Genomic DNA, 19,025 nt, shown 5'->3' with positions numbered 1-19,025 from the left:
GCGCTTATTCCGGCGCGCTCCAGCAATTTTCAGGCGCAGGCCTATACTGGCGTTCTACAAGAAGTGATTCGGGAGCCCAACGATGTTTGCGCTCATGCAAAGCACTCGCCTGGAATCGCTGCACCTTAGCGTTGATCCGGTCACCGGGTTGAAGGCGGTCATTGCCATCCATAACAGTCGCCTCGGGCCAGCCTTGGGCGGATGTCGTTATCTCGCCTATCCCAATGACGAATCCGCCGTCGAAGATGCCATTCGCCTCGCTCAGGGCATGAGCTACAAGGCTGCGCTGGCGGGGCTGTCGCAGGGCGGTGGCGTGGCAGTGATCGTGCGCCCGGCTCATGTGGAAAACCGTGGCTCGCTGTTCGAAGCTTTTGGTCGTTGCATCGAACAGCTCGACGGTCGCTACATCACCGCCATCGACAGCGGCACCTCGGTGGCGGATATGGATTGCATCGCCCAACAGACTCAGCATGTCACCAGCACCACCTCGGCCGGCGACCCCGCTCCGCATGCCGCGATGGGTGTATTTGCCGGCATTCGCTCAACGGCCATGGCGCGGCTGGGCAGCGACAACCTCGAAGGCTTGCGCATCGCGATTCAGGGCCTGGGCAATGTCGGTTACGCATTGGCCGAGCAACTTCACGCCGCCGGGGCAGAACTGCTGGTCAGCGATATTGACCACGGCAAAGTGCAACTGGCGATGGAACAACTCAACGCTCACCCGATCGCTAACGACGCGTTGCTCAGTACGCCGTGTGACATCCTCGCGCCGTGTGGTCTGGGCGGGGTTTTGAACAGCCATACGGTCACGCAACTGCGTTGCTCGGCCGTGGCGGGTTCGGCGAACAATCAACTGACGCACCTGGATGTGGCCGATCAACTGGAGCGGCGCGGGATTCTGTATGCGCCGGACTATGTGATCAATGCCGGAGGCCTGATCTACGTTTCGCTCAAGCATCGCGGCGAAGAACTGACCACCATTACCGCGCATCTGTCGAAGATCAGCTCTCGACTCACCGAAGTATTTGCCCATGCACAGGCGGAAAAACGTTCGCCGGCGCGCGTGGCGGATGAGTTGGCGGAGAAAGTTTTGTATCGATGAGTTTCACAGACATGAAAAAGGCCCTGAGCCATTCGACTCAGGGCCTATTCAATTTGGTCATCGCTTACTTTGCAGCTTTCGCCGCTTTGACCGGCTTCACCGGGGCTTCAGCAGGTTCTGCCACTTCAGCTATTTCGACCGGTTCAGCGGGTGCGTTGAGCAGCTCAGACAATGCATCCGGCTGGCTCTTGAACGCCCGGGCGAACACATCGCGATTCTTCGCCATGTAGATCCCGGCTTCTTCCACTTGCTGTTCAGTCAGGGACGGAACGGCTTTTTGCAGGACATCGGCCAGATATTCGGCCAGTTCGAGCATTTTGTCATGACGGTCAGCTTCGGCTTTATCCATGAACAAGCGCTCCAGATCTCGGCTGCTGCGGTATACCACTTCGACGGCCATTCACCACCTCACATGCCTTCACATTAAGTTGTCTTGACGACTACTGTATCCATATACAGCGAAAAGGATAAGCGAATCCCTGCGCCATGGGTAGTGGCTTTTCAATGTAGACCGGATTTCGGGTTTGTCAGATGGACCTTATCGTCTGCATTCGCGAGCAAGCTCGCTCCCACAGGGATTGTGCAAAAAACCGGGGCCTGCGACCAAACGCCACGGCGCGGGTTTGGCGGCGGCTCGCCATGATGGCGTGGCCTCTTTTCTGCATGAAAACCGTTACGTGCAGAAAACCGTCACGTCCAACACGCATCATCCGCTCGCATTCGAGCTAAGGAACATCATCGTGAAAATCAACTGGGCCGAGAAACTGCGGCAGAACGTGCATCAACTGGCCGAGTCCCTGGGCAACCTGTTCGTCGAAACCTTCCACTATCTGGCGTTGTTCGCCATCGGTGCGGTGACGGCATGGGCGGCGGTGATGGAATTTCTCGGGATGCTCGAGGAAGGCCATATCAAGATCGATGACATTCTGCTGCTGTTCATCTATCTCGAATTGGGGGCAATGGTCGGGATCTACTTCAAGACCAACCACATGCCGGTGCGCTTCCTGATCTACGTGGCGATCACCGCGCTGACCCGTTTGCTGATCTCCAACGTCTCGCACCACAATCCGCCGGACATGGGCATCATCTACCTGTGCGGCGGCATTCTGTTGCTGGCGTTCTCGATTCTGGTCGTGCGTTACGCCTCGTCACAATTCCCCTCGGTGAAGATCGAGAAACCGCAGCGCAAACTTGGTGCCGGTTCCAGCGAGCATCCGGAAGTCGAGAAGGGTGAGCTTTAAAGCCCGGCCGCTTGCCCGGGCTGGCCGATGACGCGTGGCGGTGGCGGGGTCAGCCCGTCGCCGCTGGTCATCGCTTCGAGGATTGCCATGGCGCTGTGGCCTTGCTCGATGGCTATGCCGAACTGGATGCTTTGCACCAGGCGCTTGAGGCGCGCGGGGTCGTTGCGCTGCTCGGCGCTGATCATGCGCTTGGCCACGATCCGGCCGCTGTTGGACAGGGTCAGCATGATGCTGCCGTCCAGGCCTTGAATGCTCAGGTTGATCTGATAGTCCGGCGCGAAGGCATCGGTAATGATCTGAAAAGGATTGTCCATGATGCGTCACCGCCTGATTGAACGTGCAGTTGTTGACCGGCCGTGATCGGGTTGGTTCGCCCAACCGGATCATCGGCCATTCCGTGGCCTGTATTTGTTGCTTCATGTAGAGCTGTCGAGTGAAACGAGGCTGCGATCTTTTGATCTTCGGTGTTTTGATTACGATCATGAAGATCAAAAGATCGCAGCCTGCGACAGCTCCCACAGGGGAGTAGCAAGGGCTGTGCCGGGAAAATTGTCGAACAATGAACACGGGGATAAAAAAGGCGAGCCAAGCGGCTCGCCTTTTTTAATGGCCCGTTTTCAGGGCAGAACCGAGTAGATGATCGCTGACAGTGCAATCAGGCCGATCAGCACCACAAACACGTTGGACACCTGCCCCGAATACTGGCGCAAGGCCGGCACGCGGCGGATGGCGTACATCGGCATCAGGAACAACAGGCAGGCAATCACCGGCCCGCCGAGGGTTTCGATCATGCCGAGGATACTTGGGTTGAACGTTGCCACGGCCCAGCAACTGAGGATCATGAACACGGCGGTCGCACGGTTCAGCCAGCTCGCTGACATCACCCGGCCACGGCTGCGCAGGCTTTTGACGATCATGCCCTGGAAGCCTTCACTGGCGCCGATGTAGTGGCCGAGGAAGGATTTTGTGATCGCCACCAGCGCAATCAGCGGCGCGGCGTAAGCGATGACCGGGGTCTGGAAGTGGTTGGCCAGGTAGGAAAGGATCGAAATGTTCTGCGCCTTGGCCGCTGCCAGATCCGCCGGCGACAGCGCCAGCACACAGCTGAAGCAGAAAAACATCACCGTGACGACCATCATGCCGTGAGCCATGGCGAGGATGCCGCTGGTTTTGCGTTCGGCCTGCTCGCCGTAACGTTGTTTCTGCTCAACCGCGAACGCGGAAATGATCGGCGAATGGTTGAACGAAAACACCATCACCGGAATCGCCAGCCACATTGTCTTGAAGAAAGCGGACATTGGCATGGTTTCTTGGGCACTGGCAAAAAACGCACCGTTCCAGTTTGGAATCAGGCTGAGCGCCAGTAGCAGCAATGCGGCAACAAATGGATAAACCAGCACGCTCATGGCTTTGACGATGACGCTTTGACCACAGCGCACAATCGCCATCAAACCGAGGATCAACACCAGCGAGAGAATCGCCCGTGGTGGCGGGGCGATGTGCAATTGATGCTCGAGGAAACTGCTCAGGGTGTTGGTCAGCGCCACGCTGTACACCAGCAGAATCGGGAAGATTGCAAAGAAATACAGGAGCGTGATCAGCTTCCCGGCACCGATGCCGAAGTGTTCTTCGACCACTTCGGTGATGTCCCCGGAGCGCCCGGACAACACGAAACGGGTCAGCCCACGGTGGGCAAAAAACGTCATTGGGAAAGCCAGTACGGCGAGAATCAGCAAAGGCCAGAAACCGCCGACGCCGGCATTGATCGGCAGGAACAAGGTGCCAGCACCGATCGCAGTGCCGTACAGGCCGAGCATCCAGGTGGTGTCGAATTTGTTCCAGCCCTTGTGAGCCGTTTCTGCATTGCGTGTGCGGTCTACAGCGGGATTTTCGGCAGCAGGTGTACGTACATCGGTCATCGGTATCGCCTCGTTATTATTTTTGCTCGGGCTCACGGTTGGCAGGCGGCTTCGTGCGGCCTGCCGGGGCGGTCAGGGAATGCGCCTCAGCATTCCACCCAGCTCACGGCCAGGCCGCCCCGTGAAGTCTCTTTGTATTTGTCGTGCATGTCGGCGCCGGTATCGCGCATGGTGCGGATCACCCGGTCGAGGGAGATGAAGTGTTTGCCGTCGCCGCGCAGGGCCATTTGCGTGGCGTTGATCGCTTTCACGGCGGCGATGGCGTTGCGCTCGATGCACGGCACCTGCACGAGGCCGCCGACCGGGTCGCAGGTCAGGCCAAGGTTGTGTTCCAGGCCAATTTCGGCGGCGTTTTCCAGTTGCTCCGGGGTGGCACCGAGCACGTCGGCCAGGCCAGCAGCGGCCATCGCACAGGCCGAACCGACTTCGCCCTGGCAGCCGACTTCGGCGCCGGAGATCGAAGCATTTTTCTTACACAGAATGCCGACGGCGGCCGCACCGAGAAAGAAAGCGACCACGTCATCGTCAGACGCGTCGGGATTGAATTTCATGTAGTAGTGCAGAACCGCCGGGATGATCCCGGCTGCACCGTTGGTCGGCGCGGTGACCATGCGCCCGCCGGCGGCGTTCTCTTCGTTGACGGCGAGGGCGAACAGGTTGACCCATTCCATCGCCGACAGCGTTGAGCTGATCACGTTGGGCTTGCCGATTTCCAACAGGCTGCGATGCAATTTCGCTGCACGACGCGGCACATTCAGACCACCGGGCAGGATGCCTTCGTGGCGCAAACCCTGTTCGACGCACTCACGCATCACCGACCAGATGTGCAGCAGGCCCTGGCGGATTTCCGCGTCAGTGCGCCACGCGCGTTCGTTGGCCATCATCAGCTCGGAGACGCGCAGGTTGTGCTGTTTGCACAGCGATAGCAGTTCGGCGGCGCTGGAGAAGTCGTATGGCAACGCCACGTCACCGGCCGGGGCTACACCGGACTCGGCTTCTGCCGCTTCGATGATGAAACCGCCGCCAACCGAGTAGTAGGTCTGCTCGAACAGCTCGGCCGTTTCGCCAAAGGCTGTCAGCGACATGGCGTTGGGGTGGTAGGGCAAGCTCTCATCCAGCAGCAGGAGATCACGTTGCCAGTCGAAGGCAATTTCTCTCTGACCGGCGAGGGACAGTTGGCCTGTCTCGCGCAGTTGCTGGATACGTGGATCGATGGTCGCCGGATCGATGCTGTCCGGCCATTCACCCATCAGGCCCATCACGGTGGCGCGGTCAGTGGCATGACCAACGCCCGTCGCGGACAGCGAACCGTACAAACGGATTTCCACACGGCGCACATCGTTCAACAAACGTTGATCAATCAGCGCCTGAGCGAAGGTCGCGGCGGCGCGCATCGGGCCTACGGTGTGGGAACTGGACGGGCCGATGCCGACTTTGAATAGATCGAAAACACTGATAGCCATGCTAAACCCTTACAAGCAATGGAGTAGGAATCGCTGCCATTTTTTGTAGGACAAGCGCAATGTCGGCGATACTGCCTACCTCGGTCCAACGTGACTAACGAAACTTCCTAAGTAAGCCTTTAGCAGGACTAAACGATGAGCCGTCAATTGCATGCCCAGACCTATGTCTGGCTGCAGGTGTTTTCCTGTGCCGCGCGGCACCTGTCGTTCACCCGTTGTGCCGAAGAACTGCACATCACCCCGGGGGCGGTCAGTCAGCAAATTCGTCAACTTGAAGAACGACTTGGTTTCCGTCTGTTTCATCGGCGCGCGCGTGGTGTGGAGCTGAGTGCGGAGGGGCAGCGGCTGGCTATCACGGTCAACGAGGCGTATGGCAGCATCGATGCCGAACTACGCCGACTGGACGCCGGGATGATCAGCGGGATTTTGCGTGTGCGCTCGATTCCGTCGTTTCTCAGCAAGTGGCTGACACCGCGCTTGCCACGCCTGCAGCAACGCTATCCGGACATTCAGTTGCGCTTGGTGGCAGAGGACAGCAGCGTGCCCTTGCACGAAGGCGATTTTGATCTGGCGATCGATTTGAACGACGGCAGCTACCCGGGATTGTTATCCACAGCCTTGCTCGACGAGCAGATTTTCCCGGTGTGCGCACCGAGCCTGTTGCGCGGGCGACCACCGTTGCACGGGCCGGCGGATCTGGTGCATTTCCCGGTACTGCACGACATCACCGCGTGGCGTGGCAGTTATGAATACGCGGAATGGGAATTCTATTTGAACGCGATTGGTTTTGAGGGCGCCGACGTACGGCGTGGGCATACCTTCAATCGCAATCATCTGACCATCGAAGCGGCGATTGCCGGCATGGGCGTGGCGATTGCCCGCCGCACCTTGCTTAACGATGAATTGGAGCGAGGGACGTTGATTGTGCCGTTTGGCCTGTCGGTGCCTAATCACAAACGCTATGTGTTGCTCTATGCACCGGGGGCTTTAAGCCATCCGGGTGTGCGTGCGGTGCATGATTGGCTGGTCGAAGAGGCGGGGATATTTCGCAGTTTGCACCCGTTGAACGACGGGCAGTTGTGAGCAAATTTTGCAACATTGCCAAGCGACCCAACTCCCGACCTTACCAGTGCTTTGCCCGGTTGTCCGGCTTTTTTTGCGAATGAATATTTATCTTTTTTCAGGGGTTGAAATGTTCGCCGGTCGGGCCGATTGTTGTAACCAGGAGGTCAGGAAATTCAACTCAAGGCCTCTCACGAGCTAGCTGAAATAAGGGATGAACTATGCAAATCCAAGTCAACAGCGATAACCATATTCAAAGTAGTCAACGACTGGAGGAGTGGGTACGTACAACCATTGAGAGCACGCTCGAACGTTATGAAGAAGACCTGACCCGCGTCGAAGTCCATCTGGCCGACGAGAACGGTGACAAACCAGGTCCCCATGACATGCGCTGCCAACTGGAAGCGCGGCCAAAACGCCATCAACCGATTTCCGTGACCCACAAGGCCGATTCGCTGGAACTAGCTATCGACGGCGCTGCCGAAAAACTCGAGCACGCACTGGAGCACCTTTTCGGCAAACTGCGAGGTAAGCCACGTGCCGCTGTGGTGCCATTTAGCAAGGCGAATGACGCTCTGCTGGAGGAAGAATTTCTTGAGAACGAACAGGCAGCGATCAACAGTTGATGCGCTGATTTCATAAGCCACCCAATGAGAACGGGCCTGCGAATGCAGGCCCGTTTTTGTTTGTGGCGGTTTTTGCGCAGGGCATAAGAAAGCGGCCCCTCACCCCAGCCCTCTCCCTCCGGGAGAGGGGGCCGGCCGAGGTGTCAGAAGAGGTACATCGACCTGAAAGACCGAGTCGATTATGGAGTCGGCACAGTACTTTCAGGTCGATGTATTTCTGAAGCATCCCGCAATCAGTCCCCCTCTCTCCGGGAGAGGGCCGACCGAGGTGTCTGGCGTTGTACATCGACCTGAAAGACCGAGTGATTATGGATTCGGCAAAGCAGAATCAGGTCGGCGTACCTCGCAAGCATCCCCCAATCAGTCCCCTCTCCCTCTGGGAGAGGGTTAGGGTGAGGGCATTTTTCGATTCGCCGCAATTCTTATGATCTGCTCCAGCACATCGTCCATCTGCTGGATCACCTCGAGATTACTGAAACGCGCGACTTCAATGCCCTTTTGATTCAGATAGTGCGTCCGGCGTTGGTCATGAATCAGTTCCTGCGTTTCAAAGTGCTGACCGCCATCCAGTTCAATCGCCAACTTCAGCTCGGCACAGTAAAAGTCCAGCACATAGGGCGGACAGGGAAACTGCCGGCGAAATTTCAGATTGGCGATTTGGCGGGAGCGGAGTTTTTGCCAGAGCAGCTGTTCGCAATCGGTTTGGTTGACGTGTAACTGGCGGGCGAATTGGGCGAGGGTGGGGCGGGTTTGCATGCTTCACGATCCTTGTGAAGTTGGTTTGATATTTCACTGTAGCCCATTCCCCTCACCCCAGCCCTCTCCCTCCGGGAGAGGGGGCCGACCGAGGTGTTTTGCGGGCTACATCGACCTGACAGACCGAGTCGATTATGGATTCGACAAAGCACTTGCAGGTCGATGAATTTCTGAAGCATCCCCAAATCAGTCCCCTCTCCCGCAGGGAGAGGGCTAGGCGGCGTTCCGATGAGGGGCTTTTCAATCCTCAGAACGCCACAGAAGTCTGCACATAAACCGTGCGCGGTTCCCCCACATACTTACCCTTGTTGTTGTCATCAAACGAGCGCGTGAAGTACTGCGTGTTGAAGATGTTCTTCACGCCCACCGCCACATTCAAGTCCGACAACTGCGGCCCGAAGTCATACCCCGCGCGGCTGCTGAACAGCATGTAGCCCGGGATCTTGCCGGTGCTGCCATCGGCACTTTCTTTCGAGGTATTGGCGTTGTCAGCGAACTGGTCGCTCTGGAAGCTGCTGTCCAGATTCAACTTCCACGGCCCTTCGGTGTAACCGACGCCAATCGTGCCTTTGTGTTTCGACGAGAACGGTACGCGATTGCCCTTGTTCGGTCCGTCTTCGCGGATAGTCGCGTCAACATAAGCGTAAGTCGCGTAGACATCGAAACCGGCGAGTACCGGGCTCAAGTCATCCAGCGCGTAATTGACGCTGGTTTCGATCCCTTGATGGCGGGTTTCGCCTCGGGCAATTACCGAGTCGTTGGTCTGGTTGCTTTCGTACTGGTTGTCGAAGTTGATCAGGAACGCGCCGATCTCCGCGCGCAACGCGCCGTTGTCATAGCGCGTGCCGAGTTCCCACGTACGCGCCTTCTCCGGTTTTACTTCGCCACTGGTCACCCGGTTGGGCATCTGGCTGTATTGCACACTGCCGAACGAGCCTTCGGTGTTGGCGTACAGGTTCCAGCTGTCGGTCAGGTGATAGAGCACGTTCAACGCTGGCAGTGCGGTGTTGTAGTCGCCCTTGTATTTGACGTTGGTCAGGTTGTTGGTCTGCTGCGACTCGATCATCTCGTAGCGCACGCCCGGGGTGATGGTCCATTTGCCGATGTCGATGCGGTCGTCGACGAAGAACGCATTGGCCTCGGTGCCGCCACGGGTGTCGCGGTCATTGCGACTGTTGGTGGTCGGGTATTCGTTGCTGGCGATCGGCGTGCGATAGCGCAGTTCGTGGCCAGCCTCGTTGATGTAGCGGTAGCCGACGCCGACTTCGTGGCTGGTCGGGCCGAGGTCGAAACCTTGGGCGAATCGGGTTTCCAGGCCACGCACCCAATACTCGCGCGGCGACAGCGAAAGGAAGGTGCCCTGATCCAGATAACCGCTGCGCAAGGTCTTGGTGAAGAACGTGTTGGCAGTGAACTCGCGGCGATCTTCCTGATAGCGATAGCCAAAATTGAACATCGTGCGGCGGCCCCAGAACTGGTCTTTCGGCCGTGTCGATTGGTACGGGTCGGCGTCGTAATCGGCGACGTTCAAACCGCCGGGCATGTCAGCCTTGCCTTCGTAATACTGGGCCATGGCGTTGAAGCTATTGGCTTCGTCGAGCTGGTATTTGCCCTTGAGGATCAAGTCGTCGATTTCAGTGTCGCTGTGTTCGCGCCAGTCGCCGCCGCGCGTGCCGGAGTAGAGCAACGCACCGCCGAGGCCATTGGCGTTAGTGCCACCGGCCAGCAGGTTGGCGCTGGTCTTGAAGCCGTCGTGGCTCGACGATGGGCTGGTTTCAGTCTGGAAGCCACCCTTGACCGTTGGCTCGTCAGGAATCGCCCGGGTCACGAAGTTGACCACGCCGCCAACGTTCTGCGGACCATAACGCACGGCGCCACCGCCGCGCACCACGTCCACTGCGTCCATATTGCCCATGCTGATCGGCGCGAACGACAACTGCGGTTGGCCATAAGGCGCGAACGGCACGGGGATGCCATCCATCAACACCGTCGAGCGCGCGGCCAGTCGCGGATTCAAGCCACGAATGCCGAAGTTCAGCGCCATGTCGTGGCTGCCGGTGCCGTTGTTTTCCGGGGCGTTGACGCCGGGGATGCGGTTGAGCACATCGCGCGCCTGCGTCGCGCCCTGACGCTCGAACTCTTCGCGGCGGATCACATCGCGCGCACCGGGATGTTCGAACACATTGATCTGCGCCGCATCGCCGAGCCAGTCGCCGACGACAGTTGAGGTGTCCAGCTCTAGCGCGGCATCCGCCACCGGTTGCAGACTGAACGCGTTATTGCCCTCGGCGCGTGCTTGCAGACCGGTGCCTTCGAGCAATGCGTTCAAACCTTGTTCTGCGGTGTAACTGCCTTCCAGGCCACGGCTTTGCACGCCGCTGGTGACTTGCGAACCAAACGAAATCAGCACGCCCGCTTCACGGCCAAACTGGTTGAGGGCGTTTTCCAGCGACGACGGCGCGATGTGATAAGGCTTGGCTTCAGCGGCCAGTGCGGCGGGCAGGGCGCTGAAACTCAGACTGGCGCCGAGGACGAGATTGCGCAGGCTGCGGGCCAGTGGCGTGAGGCGGGTGGGGTGCATGGTGGATGATCCTGAGAAGGTTGAATCAAGGGGGCTTTCCTTCTCTGTCACGCCAGATCTGAAAAACGGCTCATTTATTTTTGAGTTTTTTCAAACCCGCGCTTCGACGGTCACCCAGTAGCGGGTAAAACGCCTCACCTTCACCGGCAAACTGATTTCCAGCAGATCAAGAATCCGCTCGCTGTTGTCCAGCGGGTAAGTTCCGGAAATCAACAGGTCGGCAACGTTCCGGTCGCAATTGAGCTGGCCGCGACGATAGCGGCCGAGCTCATCGAGGAAATCGCCCAGGCGCATGTGCGCCGCTACCAGCATGCCGTCGGCCCAGGCGCCGCTGTTGGCATCCAGCGGTTTGGCCTCGCTGACCGATGCCGAGGTGAAACTGAGCTGACGCGCGACCGGCAGCAACATCGGCGCGCGTCCATTACCGCTCAGTTCGACGCGACCTTCGAACAGCGCAATCTGCGTGCGATCGGCAAACTGGCGCACATTGAGGCGCGCGCCCTGTGCTTTCAGAAGGCCCTGAGCCGTGTGCACTTCGAAGGATTGCGCGGCCGTCAGGAGGATTTCGCCTTCGAGCAAGCGGATCAATCGCTGCGCACCGTCGACGTCCACGGCACTGGCGGTATTGAGTTGCAACTTATCACCGCCACCCAGGGAAATTTTGCGTCGCTGCCCCAGCGGGCTGCGGTAATCGGCGAGCAGCGACGGCACAGGATTGTGCTCGCGCATGCCCCAAGTGACCGCCGTGCCCGCGCCGAGAATCAGCAACAGTTTCAGCGCCTGACGACGGCTGCCGGACTTCGGCCCGTTCAACGCCGCGTGTGCCAGCGGCGACGACACACCGCGCAGACGCTGATTGACCCGCTGAATATGCTCCCACGCCCGCCGGTGTTCGCTGTGTGCCTCCAGCCATTGTTGCCAGGCCTGTTGCTGGCGCGGGGAGAGCGTGCCCTGCTGCATTTCCATCAGCCAATGCACGGCCTGCTCAGCCACTTGCGAGGAGAAATCCGGCGCGCGGTTCATCGGGCGAAGTAGCAGCGCATGGCGGCTTTGTTCAGATGACGTTTGACCGTAGCCACGGATATGCCCAGTTCAGCGGCGATCTGTGGATAAGTCAGGCCATCGACCTGCGCCAGCAAAAAGGCGCGTTTGACCTGACGCGGCAAACCGTCGAGCAACTGATCCAGCTCCATCAGGGTTTGCAGGATGATCGCCTTGTCTTCTTCCGACGGCGCGACCATGTCCGGCATCTGCGCCAAGGTGTCGAGGTAAGCGCGTTCGACATCCTGACGGCGGTAATGATTGAACAGAACGCGCTTGGCCAACGTTGTCAGAAAGGCGCGTGGCTCGATGATCACCGGCGATTCGCGGGCGGTCAGCACCTTGATAAAAGTGTCTTGCGCCAGATCCGCTGCGCTGTCCGGGCAGCCGAGTCGGCGCCGCAGCCAGCCGGTGAGCCAGCCGTGATGGGTCTGATAGAGCGATTCGACGGGATGGGCGGACGACAACGGTATTACTCCGGGCGCTTGGTGGCGCGGTAGAGAGTATGCGTTAGAGAACAAGAACTGTTCGCATTGTAAGGGGCGAAACGCTCAACCGGCAATCAGATGCTTTTGCGTATGAGAATATTTATCATTAATATTGCTCGCCTGTAGGTTCGGCTGATCGGCCGGACGTTTTTCGTTTCAGGGTCGAAACATGAAAGGCAAACTCGCCACACTTCCCATGTCCTATCGTCTGGCCGTCACCTCACGGGTGTTGGCGGCGGTGTTTGGCGGCTATCTCGTCGCGGCGCTGGCCAGTGTCACCCTGACGCTGTGGCTGCCGTTGAGCCGCGCCGAAGCGGTGGTGACCGGCATGACCATTTCCTTTCTGGTCTATCTGGTGGCGGTGCTCTGGTGTTTCGCCTGTCGTACGGCGTGGTCGGCCTGGGTCGGTTTGCTGGTGCCAAGCGTGATTCTGGCGACAATCTCTGGCGCAGCACGTGGATTGGGCCTGGCATGAAAGAGGGCTTTCGTCAGGCAATGGCCTGGCTGCACACCTGGGCCGGGCTGGTGTTCGGCTGGTTGCTGTTCGCGATTTTTCTGACCGGGACGCTGGCGTATTTCAAGGATGAGATCAGCCACTGGATGCAGCCGGAAATCCCCGCGCGATCGGTGAGTGCCGAGACGAGCCTGACGCTGGCCCAGGATTATCTGCAGCAACACGCGGCCGGCGCCTCACGCTGGCTGATCGATTTGCCTGATGCCCGAGATCCCGGCCTGACCGTGCGTTGGCAGCCAGCGCCGGCTAAACCAGGCGAGCGAGGGCGTTTCGAGTCGAAAACCCTCGACGCGCAGACCGGCGCCGAAGTGCAGGGCCGCGACAGCATGGGCGGCGAGTTCTTCTATCGCTTTCACTTCCAGTTGCAAATGCCTTATCCCTGGGGCCGCTGGCTGGCGACGATTGCCGCGATGGTGATGTTCGTTACGCTGATCACCGGGATCATCACCCACAAGAAAATCTTTAAGGACTTCTTCACCTTCCGCCCGCGCAAGGGTCAGCGCTCCTGGCTCGACGGGCATAACGCGGTGGGTGTGCTGGTGTTGCCGTTTCATTTGATGATCACCTACAGCAGCCTGGTGATTTTCATGTCGATGGTCATGCCGGCGAGCATCGTCGCGTCGTACGGCAGTGACGTGCGCACGTTTTATGACGAAGTTTTCCCCGCCTCGAAAACGCCCGAACGCGCCGACAGCGCGGCACCGTTGGCGGCCATGGCGCCGCTGTTGAGCAAGGCCAGCGAGCAATGGTCGGGCGGCCACACGTCGCGTCTGTCAGTGAGCAATCCGGGGGATGCCAATGCCACGGTGGTGCTGTCCCGTGCGGGCGACCGTGTGGTGCATGATTTTGGCCGCGCCGTGACGTTCAACGGGGTGACCGGGCAGATGCTCGGCAGCACACCGGAGCAGCCAATGGCGATGGCGGTGGGTGGTGCGTTCTATGGCTTGCACATGGGCCACTTCGCCGGGCCGCTCCTGCGTTGGCTGTATTTCATTTGCGGATTGGCCGGCACGGCGATGATCGGCACCGGCCTGGTGATCTGGTTGGGCAAGCGTCAACTCAAACACGCCAAGAGCGGCGTGATGCCGTTCGAGCTGCGGCTGGTGGAAGTGCTGAACATCGCCAGCATGGCCGGCTTGGTTGCGGCGGTGGCTGTATTTTTCCTGGCCAATCGACTGTTGTCAGTGAGCTTCGCCGAGCGCGCAGATTGGGAGGTGAATGCGTTCTTTATCGCTTGGGCTTTGAGTGTGTTGCACGCGCTGCTGCGTCCGGGACGAAAGGCCTGGGTTGAGCAACTCACCCTGAGCGCCGCCCTGTTTGTCGCGGTGCCGCTGGTCAATGCGCTGACCACCCCGTGGAATCTCGCCGTCAGCCTGATGCAGGGCGATTGGGCGTTAGCCGGGTTTGATCTGACGTGCCTCGCAACCGGTTTCTTCCTGGCTTGGGCCGCATGGAAAATGCAGCGTGCCGGCAGCAACGTCAGCATTAAAAAGCCCCGCCGCGAACAGGCCCGCCCGATCACCCTTGAACAAGGGGCGAACTGATGCTCTTGCCCTTGTTGCTCACCTACACCGGACTCACCGCGTTGTGCCTGTCGATGCCGCGTCACCACGATGAATTGCTCGGTCACAAACCGTCCACGCGTCGCCGTCAGGGCCTGAAAGTTGGCGGATGGTTATTGCTGTGTTTGTCGCTTTGGGCGGCGGTTAAGGCCAATGGCTGGAGCTTCGGTCTGGTCGACTGGTTCGCCGTGCTGATGCTCAGCGCCTTGGCGTTGGTCTTGTTGCTGCCGTATCGCCCGCGTTTCGTATTGGCGCTGGCCGGGGTCAGTCTGCTGGCCAGCCCGGTCGCCGCATGGGCGCAGTGCTGAAGTGCTGATCGGTCTGCCACCGGAATCCCGCGACGACGAGCCGCGTGGCGCCCGTGCGCATTTTCTTCAGGTGTTCCTGTCCCAGCGTTCGCAAATGGAAGCACTGGTGAACCGGCGCGTCGGTTGTCGGGCGACGGCGGCGGACCTGGTGCAGGATCTGTTTCTGCGTTTCTGGCGGCGGCCGCTGGTGCAGGTCGAAGAACTCAGCACTTATCTGTTGCGCTGCGCCGGCAATATCGCGATCGATCATCTGCGCAGCGAAGGCACGCGCACGCGGGTCAACGAGGGCTGGCAACCGGACGCGCCGCACAGCCACGGCAGCGAACCGCAAGCCGCGCTGGAAGCGGGCAATGATCTGAAGCATGTCGAAGCGGCGCTGCGAGCCTTGCCCGAGCGCACCCGACAGATCTTTTTGCTCAATCGCATCCACGGCCGTAAGTATGCGGACATCGCCAAGGCCATGGGCTTGTCCCAAAGTGCCGTGGAAAAACATATGATGCGCGCCCTCGAGGCCTGCAAGGCCAGCCTGCGCGACCCCGCGCCACGCCTGCCAGGGAAAGCACCGTGAAGCCCTCCGATTCCGTCATCCCCACGCCCGCGCAAGAGCAGGCCGCGTTTGCCTGGTTGAGCCTGTTGCACGATCGGCCCAGCGCCGGCGATCAACTGACGTTCAGCCAATGGCTGCGCGCCGATCCGGCGCACGCCGAAGCTTACGCACAGGCTCAGGTTGTGTGGGAGTTGAGTGAAGGCCCGGCGCGAACATTGGCCGATGAAGAATCCTTCGCGTTGCAGGATTACCTTAATGCGATGGACCGCCCGCGTCGTTCGCCCGTTTTGCGCTGGTCGGGCGCGCTGGCGATGGCCGCGTGTCTGTTGTTGATGGTCAGCCTCGGCACCGGCTGGCAGCCGCAGCGCTGGATCGATGATCTGGGCGCGGATTACGTTTCAGCGCCGGGGGAAATTCGCACCGTGACCCTGGCTGATCAATCGCAAGTAACGCTGGATGCTGACAGTGCGATTGCCGTGGATTTCAGCCGTGGCGAGCGGCATGTCCAGCTACGCCGTGGTGCCGGGTTTTTCACGGTTACGCACACCGGCGAGCCGTTTGTGGTCGAGGCCGAGAAAGGTCAGGCGCGAGTGCTCGGGACGCAGTTCGAAGTGCGCCTGCAACCGCATGGTGCGCAGGTCACGGTGTTGTCGGGGCGCGTTGGCGTGACCGCGGATCGTGGAGGTGAACAACAGATTCTTACGGCCGGGCAGCAGGTTGCTTACGCTGAGGGCACGGCAGAAAAACTGCATGCGGTGGACAGCGACGCGCAACTGGCCTGGCGTCAGGGCTGGCTGACTTATTACAAGTCGACGCTGGCCGATGTGGTGGAGGATCTGCGCCGTTATTACCCCGGGCGGATTGTGCTGCTCAACGATGAGCTGGCGGCGCGCAAGGTCAGTGGCAGTTTTCCGAGCAAGGATCCGCAGGCGGTGTTGAGTTCGCTGAAAGGGGTGATGGGATTTGAGCAGCATCAGGTGTTGGGGCATCTGATTATTTTGCGTTGAGGCGGCTAAAGCCATCGCGAGCAGGCTCACTCCTACAGGGGAACGCATTCCAAATGTAGGAGTGAGCCTGCTCGCGATGGCGCCCGATCGAACACCACAAAAAATAATTTTCAAATGTTGGTGAGGTAAACATCTGCCCCATCCGTGTAGTGACTGAAACTGCGAGTCATTCGCATCCGTTGCGGTTCTACACAGGTCATTGAGCAATGAAGTCCAGGGCAAAATCGGGTTCGGTCAAACAATGGTTAGGCGTTTCGGCACTGAGCTTTTCGGCATTGGCGCTGTTGCCGCTGAGCGTCGCGCTCGCCGCTGAAACCGTCAGCAGCCAGGCGCAAAAGCAGTTCAACTTTTCCCTGGTCGCCAAACCGCTGCCGCAAGCCTTGAGCGACTTCAGCCGCGTCACCGGGCAGAGCGTGGTCTACACCGACGAAGCGCCGTACGGTCTGACGGCGCCGGCCGTCAATGGCCAGATGAGTGCCGAACAGGCCCTGCAACGTCTGCTCAGCGGCTCCGGTCTCAACTTCCGCCGCACCGACAGCCACACGCTGGCGCTGGAGCCGAAGCCCACCGAAGGTGCGTTGAACCTCGGCGCCACCACCATCACCTCGACCCGTGACGAATCGATGAGTTATCAGCCGCCGGAAACCAGTTCGGTGATGCGTTCCTCGGCGTCGTTGCAGGAAGTCCCGCAGACCGTCAATGTCATCCCGGCGCAAGTCATCCGCGATCAGGCGCCGCGCAATCTGGATGACGCCCTGGCCAATGTCAGCGGCATCACCCAAGGCAACACTTTGGGCAGCACCCAGGACTCGGTGATGACGCGCGGTTTCGGTGACAACCGTAATGGCTCGATCATGCGCGACGGTATGCCGATCGTGCAGGGGCGCGGCATGAATGCCACGGTGGATCGCGTCGAAGTGCTCAAAGGCCCGGCCTCGTTGCTCTACGGGATTCAAGACCCGGGTGGCGTGGTCAACCTGGTCAGCAAGAAGCCTGAACTTACTCAATACAATGCGCTGACCTTGCGCGGTTCGACTTACGGCGACGGCAAAAACGGCAGCGGCGGCACCTTCGACAGCACCGGCCCGTTGGGCGATTCCGGGCTGGCCTATCGCATGGTGCTCGACCACGAAGACGAAGATTACTGGCGCAACTTCGGCACCCACCGTGAAACCCTGATCGCGCCGTCGCTGGCCTGGTTCGGCGAGACCACCAAGCTGTTGTTCGCCTACGAGCACCGCGAGTTTCTCACGCCGTTCGACCGTGGCACGCTGATCGATCCGCGCACCAATCATCCGCTGGACATCTCGCGCAAGGAGCGTCTCGACGAGCCGTTCAATAACATGGAAGGCCGTTCGGACCTGTATCACTTCGAAGCTGATCACGAGCTCAACGACGACTGGAAAGCGCACTTCGGCTACAGCTGGAACCGCGAAACCTACGACGCCAGCCAGGTTCGCGTGACCGCCATCGACACCAAAAAGGGCACGCTGACCCGCAGCATGGACGGCACCCAGAACGCGATCAGCACCGACCGTTTCACCACTGCCAGCCTCGAAGGCAAGGTCAATGTGCTGGGCATGCAGCATGACTTGGTGTTCGGCGTCGATGACGAGTACCGCAAGATCTACCGCGAGGACTTGATCCGCCAGAAAAGCCTGACCACCTTCAGCTACCTCAATCCGGTGTACGGCCGCGAAGTCGCCGGCACGACCGTCAGCGCTCCCGACAGCGCGCAGACCGATGAACTGCGCAGCGATTCGGTGTTCCTGCAGGACTCGATTCACCTCAACGAGCAGTGGATTCTGGTCGCCGGCGGGCGCTTCCAGGAATACGACCAGTACGCCGGCAAAGGCGTGCCGTTCAAGGCCAACACCGACAGCAACGGCCAGAAGTTCGTCCCGCGCGCAGGTCTGGTGTATCGCTACACCGACGCCTTGTCGTTCTACGGCAGCTACACCGAATCGTTCAAACCCAACTCGACCATCGCCCCGCTGAGTGGCAGCAGCACCGTGCTCGACGGCAGCATCGCGCCGGAAGAAGCCAAGTCGTGGGAGCTGGGTGCGCGGCTGGACATGCCGGGGCGTGTCACCGGCAACATCGCGTTGTTCGACATCAAGAAGCGCAACGTGCTGGTGGCCAATTCCGAAGGCCCGACGACGATCTACAGCGCGGCCGGTGAGGTGCGTTCGCGGGGTTTGGAAATGGACCTGACCGGTCAGTTGAGCGACCACTGGAGCATGATCGGCAGCTACGCGTACACCGATGCGGAGGTGACTGAAGACCCGGATTACAAAGGCAAGCGTCTGCAGAACGTAGCGAAGAATTCCGGTTCGTTGTCGGCGGTGTATGACTTCGGCAGCGTGATCGGCGGCGATCAATTGCGCGTCGGCGCCGGGGCGCGTTATGTCGGCGAACGAGCGGGTAACGCGGTGAATGATTTTGATCTGCCGAGCTATACCGTGGCCGATGCGTTTGCCACTTACGACACTCGGGTCGAAGGGCAGAAGGTCAAGTTTCAGCTCAATGTGAAGAACCTGTTTGACCGCACGTACTACACCTCGGCGGCGAGCCGGTTCTTTGTGTCGATGGGGGATTCGCGGCAGGTTTCGCTGTCGAGTACGTTGGAATTTTGAGGCAAGATCAAAAGCCCCTCACCCTAACCCTCTCCCGGGGGGAGAGGGGACTGACCGGGGGATATTGGAGAACTGCGCCGACGTGATCGATCTTTACCGAATCCATAATCGACTCGGTCATTCAGGTCGATGTACAACGCCAGACACCTCGGTCGGCCCCCTCTCTTTGGGG

General features: G+C 59.7%; 17 protein-coding genes and 1 pseudogene. 10 read left to right on the top strand and 8 right to left on the bottom strand.

Features of this window, described 5'->3' with window-relative positions; all coding sequences use genetic code 11:
* Positions 1-82: 82 nt before the first annotated feature.
* The gene (locus H8F23_RS02910; RefSeq protein WP_194933376.1) at positions 83-1,102 is read left to right on the top strand and encodes a Glu/Leu/Phe/Val dehydrogenase family protein; all 1,020 of its coding nucleotides are present in this window, start codon (positions 83-85) and stop codon (positions 1,100-1,102) included.
* A gap of 145 nt (positions 1,103-1,247) precedes the next feature.
* Here the strand turns inward: H8F23_RS02910 and H8F23_RS02905 are convergent.
* Positions 1,248-1,502: pseudogene (locus H8F23_RS02905) on the bottom strand (YebG family protein); the annotation flags it as partial.
* Positions 1,503-1,842: 340 nt separating this feature from the next.
* Between H8F23_RS02905 and H8F23_RS02895 the strand changes: the two are divergent.
* The gene (locus tag H8F23_RS02895) at positions 1,843-2,343 is read left to right on the top strand and encodes a phosphate-starvation-inducible protein PsiE (protein WP_026000737.1); all 501 of its coding nucleotides are present in this window, start codon (positions 1,843-1,845) and stop codon (positions 2,341-2,343) included.
* Here H8F23_RS02895 and H8F23_RS02890 read toward each other — a convergent pair.
* The 3 genes from H8F23_RS02890 to H8F23_RS02880 form a co-directional block, all read right to left on the bottom strand.
* Positions 2,340-2,657 carry a DUF3509 domain-containing protein gene (locus tag H8F23_RS02890; protein WP_093436161.1) on the bottom strand — a complete coding sequence of 106 codons (318 nt, stop codon included), beginning with the start codon at positions 2,655-2,657 and terminating at the stop codon, positions 2,340-2,342. The two genes, H8F23_RS02895 and H8F23_RS02890, sit on opposite strands and share 4 nt — an antisense overlap.
* A 303-nt stretch (positions 2,658-2,960) precedes the next feature.
* On the bottom strand, positions 2,961-4,262 hold the full coding sequence (locus H8F23_RS02885; RefSeq protein ID WP_194933373.1) for a serine/threonine transporter: 1,302 nt from the start codon (positions 4,260-4,262) through the stop codon (positions 2,961-2,963).
* A gap of 86 nt (positions 4,263-4,348) precedes the next feature.
* Complete coding sequence (locus H8F23_RS02880; RefSeq protein ID WP_194933372.1) at positions 4,349-5,725, bottom strand: L-serine ammonia-lyase; 1,377 nt, start codon at positions 5,723-5,725, stop codon at positions 4,349-4,351.
* Between the two features lie 135 nt (positions 5,726-5,860).
* Here H8F23_RS02880 and H8F23_RS02875 point away from each other — a divergent pair, with 135 nt between their 5' ends.
* Complete coding sequence (locus H8F23_RS02875; protein ID WP_093436172.1) at positions 5,861-6,808, top strand: LysR substrate-binding domain-containing protein; 948 nt, start codon at positions 5,861-5,863, stop codon at positions 6,806-6,808.
* A gap of 200 nt (positions 6,809-7,008) precedes the next feature.
* Positions 7,009-7,413, top strand: coding sequence for an HPF/RaiA family ribosome-associated protein (locus tag H8F23_RS02870; protein WP_194933371.1), 405 nt, complete (start codon positions 7,009-7,011; stop codon positions 7,411-7,413).
* 387 nt (positions 7,414-7,800) lie between these two features.
* Here H8F23_RS02870 and H8F23_RS02865 read toward each other — a convergent pair whose 3' ends face one another.
* From H8F23_RS02865 to H8F23_RS02850, 4 genes are all read right to left on the bottom strand, one after another.
* Positions 7,801-8,169, bottom strand: a complete 369-nt coding sequence (locus tag H8F23_RS02865; RefSeq protein ID WP_194933370.1) for an endonuclease domain-containing protein — start codon at positions 8,167-8,169, stop codon at positions 7,801-7,803.
* A 247-nt stretch (positions 8,170-8,416) separates the two neighbouring features.
* A complete protein-coding gene (gene fecA / locus H8F23_RS02860; protein WP_194933369.1) occupies positions 8,417-10,750 on the bottom strand; it encodes a TonB-dependent Fe(3+) dicitrate receptor FecA in 2,334 nt (777 codons plus the stop codon).
* Positions 10,751-10,840: 90 nt separating this feature from the next.
* Positions 10,841-11,773: a DUF4880 domain-containing protein gene (locus H8F23_RS02855; protein WP_194933368.1), complete on the bottom strand. Its 933-nt coding sequence runs from the start codon at positions 11,771-11,773 to the stop codon at positions 10,841-10,843.
* Positions 11,770-12,258 carry a sigma-70 family RNA polymerase sigma factor gene (locus tag H8F23_RS02850; protein ID WP_194933367.1) on the bottom strand — a complete coding sequence of 163 codons (489 nt, stop codon included), beginning with the start codon at positions 12,256-12,258 and terminating at the stop codon, positions 11,770-11,772. The genes H8F23_RS02855 and H8F23_RS02850 overlap by 4 nt, the downstream gene beginning before the upstream one ends.
* A gap of 190 nt (positions 12,259-12,448) precedes the next feature.
* Between H8F23_RS02850 and H8F23_RS02845 the strand changes: the two genes are divergently transcribed.
* The 6 genes from H8F23_RS02845 to H8F23_RS02820 all read left to right on the top strand — a co-directional run bounded on the left by H8F23_RS02845 (position 12,449) and on the right by H8F23_RS02820 (position 18,853).
* Positions 12,449-12,754: a DUF3649 domain-containing protein gene (locus H8F23_RS02845; protein ID WP_016986986.1), complete on the top strand. Its 306-nt coding sequence runs from the start codon at positions 12,449-12,451 to the stop codon at positions 12,752-12,754.
* Positions 12,751-14,337 (top strand): PepSY-associated TM helix domain-containing protein, encoded by a 1,587-nt coding sequence (locus H8F23_RS02840; RefSeq protein WP_194933366.1) that lies wholly within the window; start codon positions 12,751-12,753, stop codon positions 14,335-14,337. Before H8F23_RS02845 ends, H8F23_RS02840 begins: the two co-directional genes overlap by 4 nt.
* Complete coding sequence (locus tag H8F23_RS02835; RefSeq protein WP_194933365.1) at positions 14,337-14,663, top strand: DUF3325 domain-containing protein; 327 nt, start codon at positions 14,337-14,339, stop codon at positions 14,661-14,663. Before H8F23_RS02840 ends, H8F23_RS02835 begins: the two co-directional genes overlap by 1 nt.
* 1 nt (position 14,664) lies before the next feature.
* Complete coding sequence (locus tag H8F23_RS02830) at positions 14,665-15,231, top strand: RNA polymerase sigma factor (RefSeq protein ID WP_194933364.1); 567 nt, start codon at positions 14,665-14,667, stop codon at positions 15,229-15,231.
* Positions 15,228-16,217, top strand: coding sequence for a FecR family protein (locus H8F23_RS02825; RefSeq protein ID WP_194933363.1), 990 nt, complete (start codon positions 15,228-15,230; stop codon positions 16,215-16,217). The genes H8F23_RS02830 and H8F23_RS02825 overlap by 4 nt, the downstream gene beginning before the upstream one ends.
* Positions 16,218-16,423: 206 nt before the next feature.
* A complete protein-coding gene (locus H8F23_RS02820; protein WP_194933361.1) occupies positions 16,424-18,853 on the top strand; it encodes a TonB-dependent siderophore receptor in 2,430 nt (809 codons plus the stop codon).
* Positions 18,854-19,025: the final 172 nt, after the last annotated feature.

It is taken from the genome of Pseudomonas neuropathica (genome assembly GCF_015461835.1).
GTDB classification, from domain to species: Bacteria; Pseudomonadota; Gammaproteobacteria; order Pseudomonadales; family Pseudomonadaceae; genus Aquipseudomonas; species Aquipseudomonas neuropathica.
The sequence above is the reverse complement of the archived record's forward strand: the minus strand, read 5'-3'. Positions and strand labels throughout refer to the sequence as shown.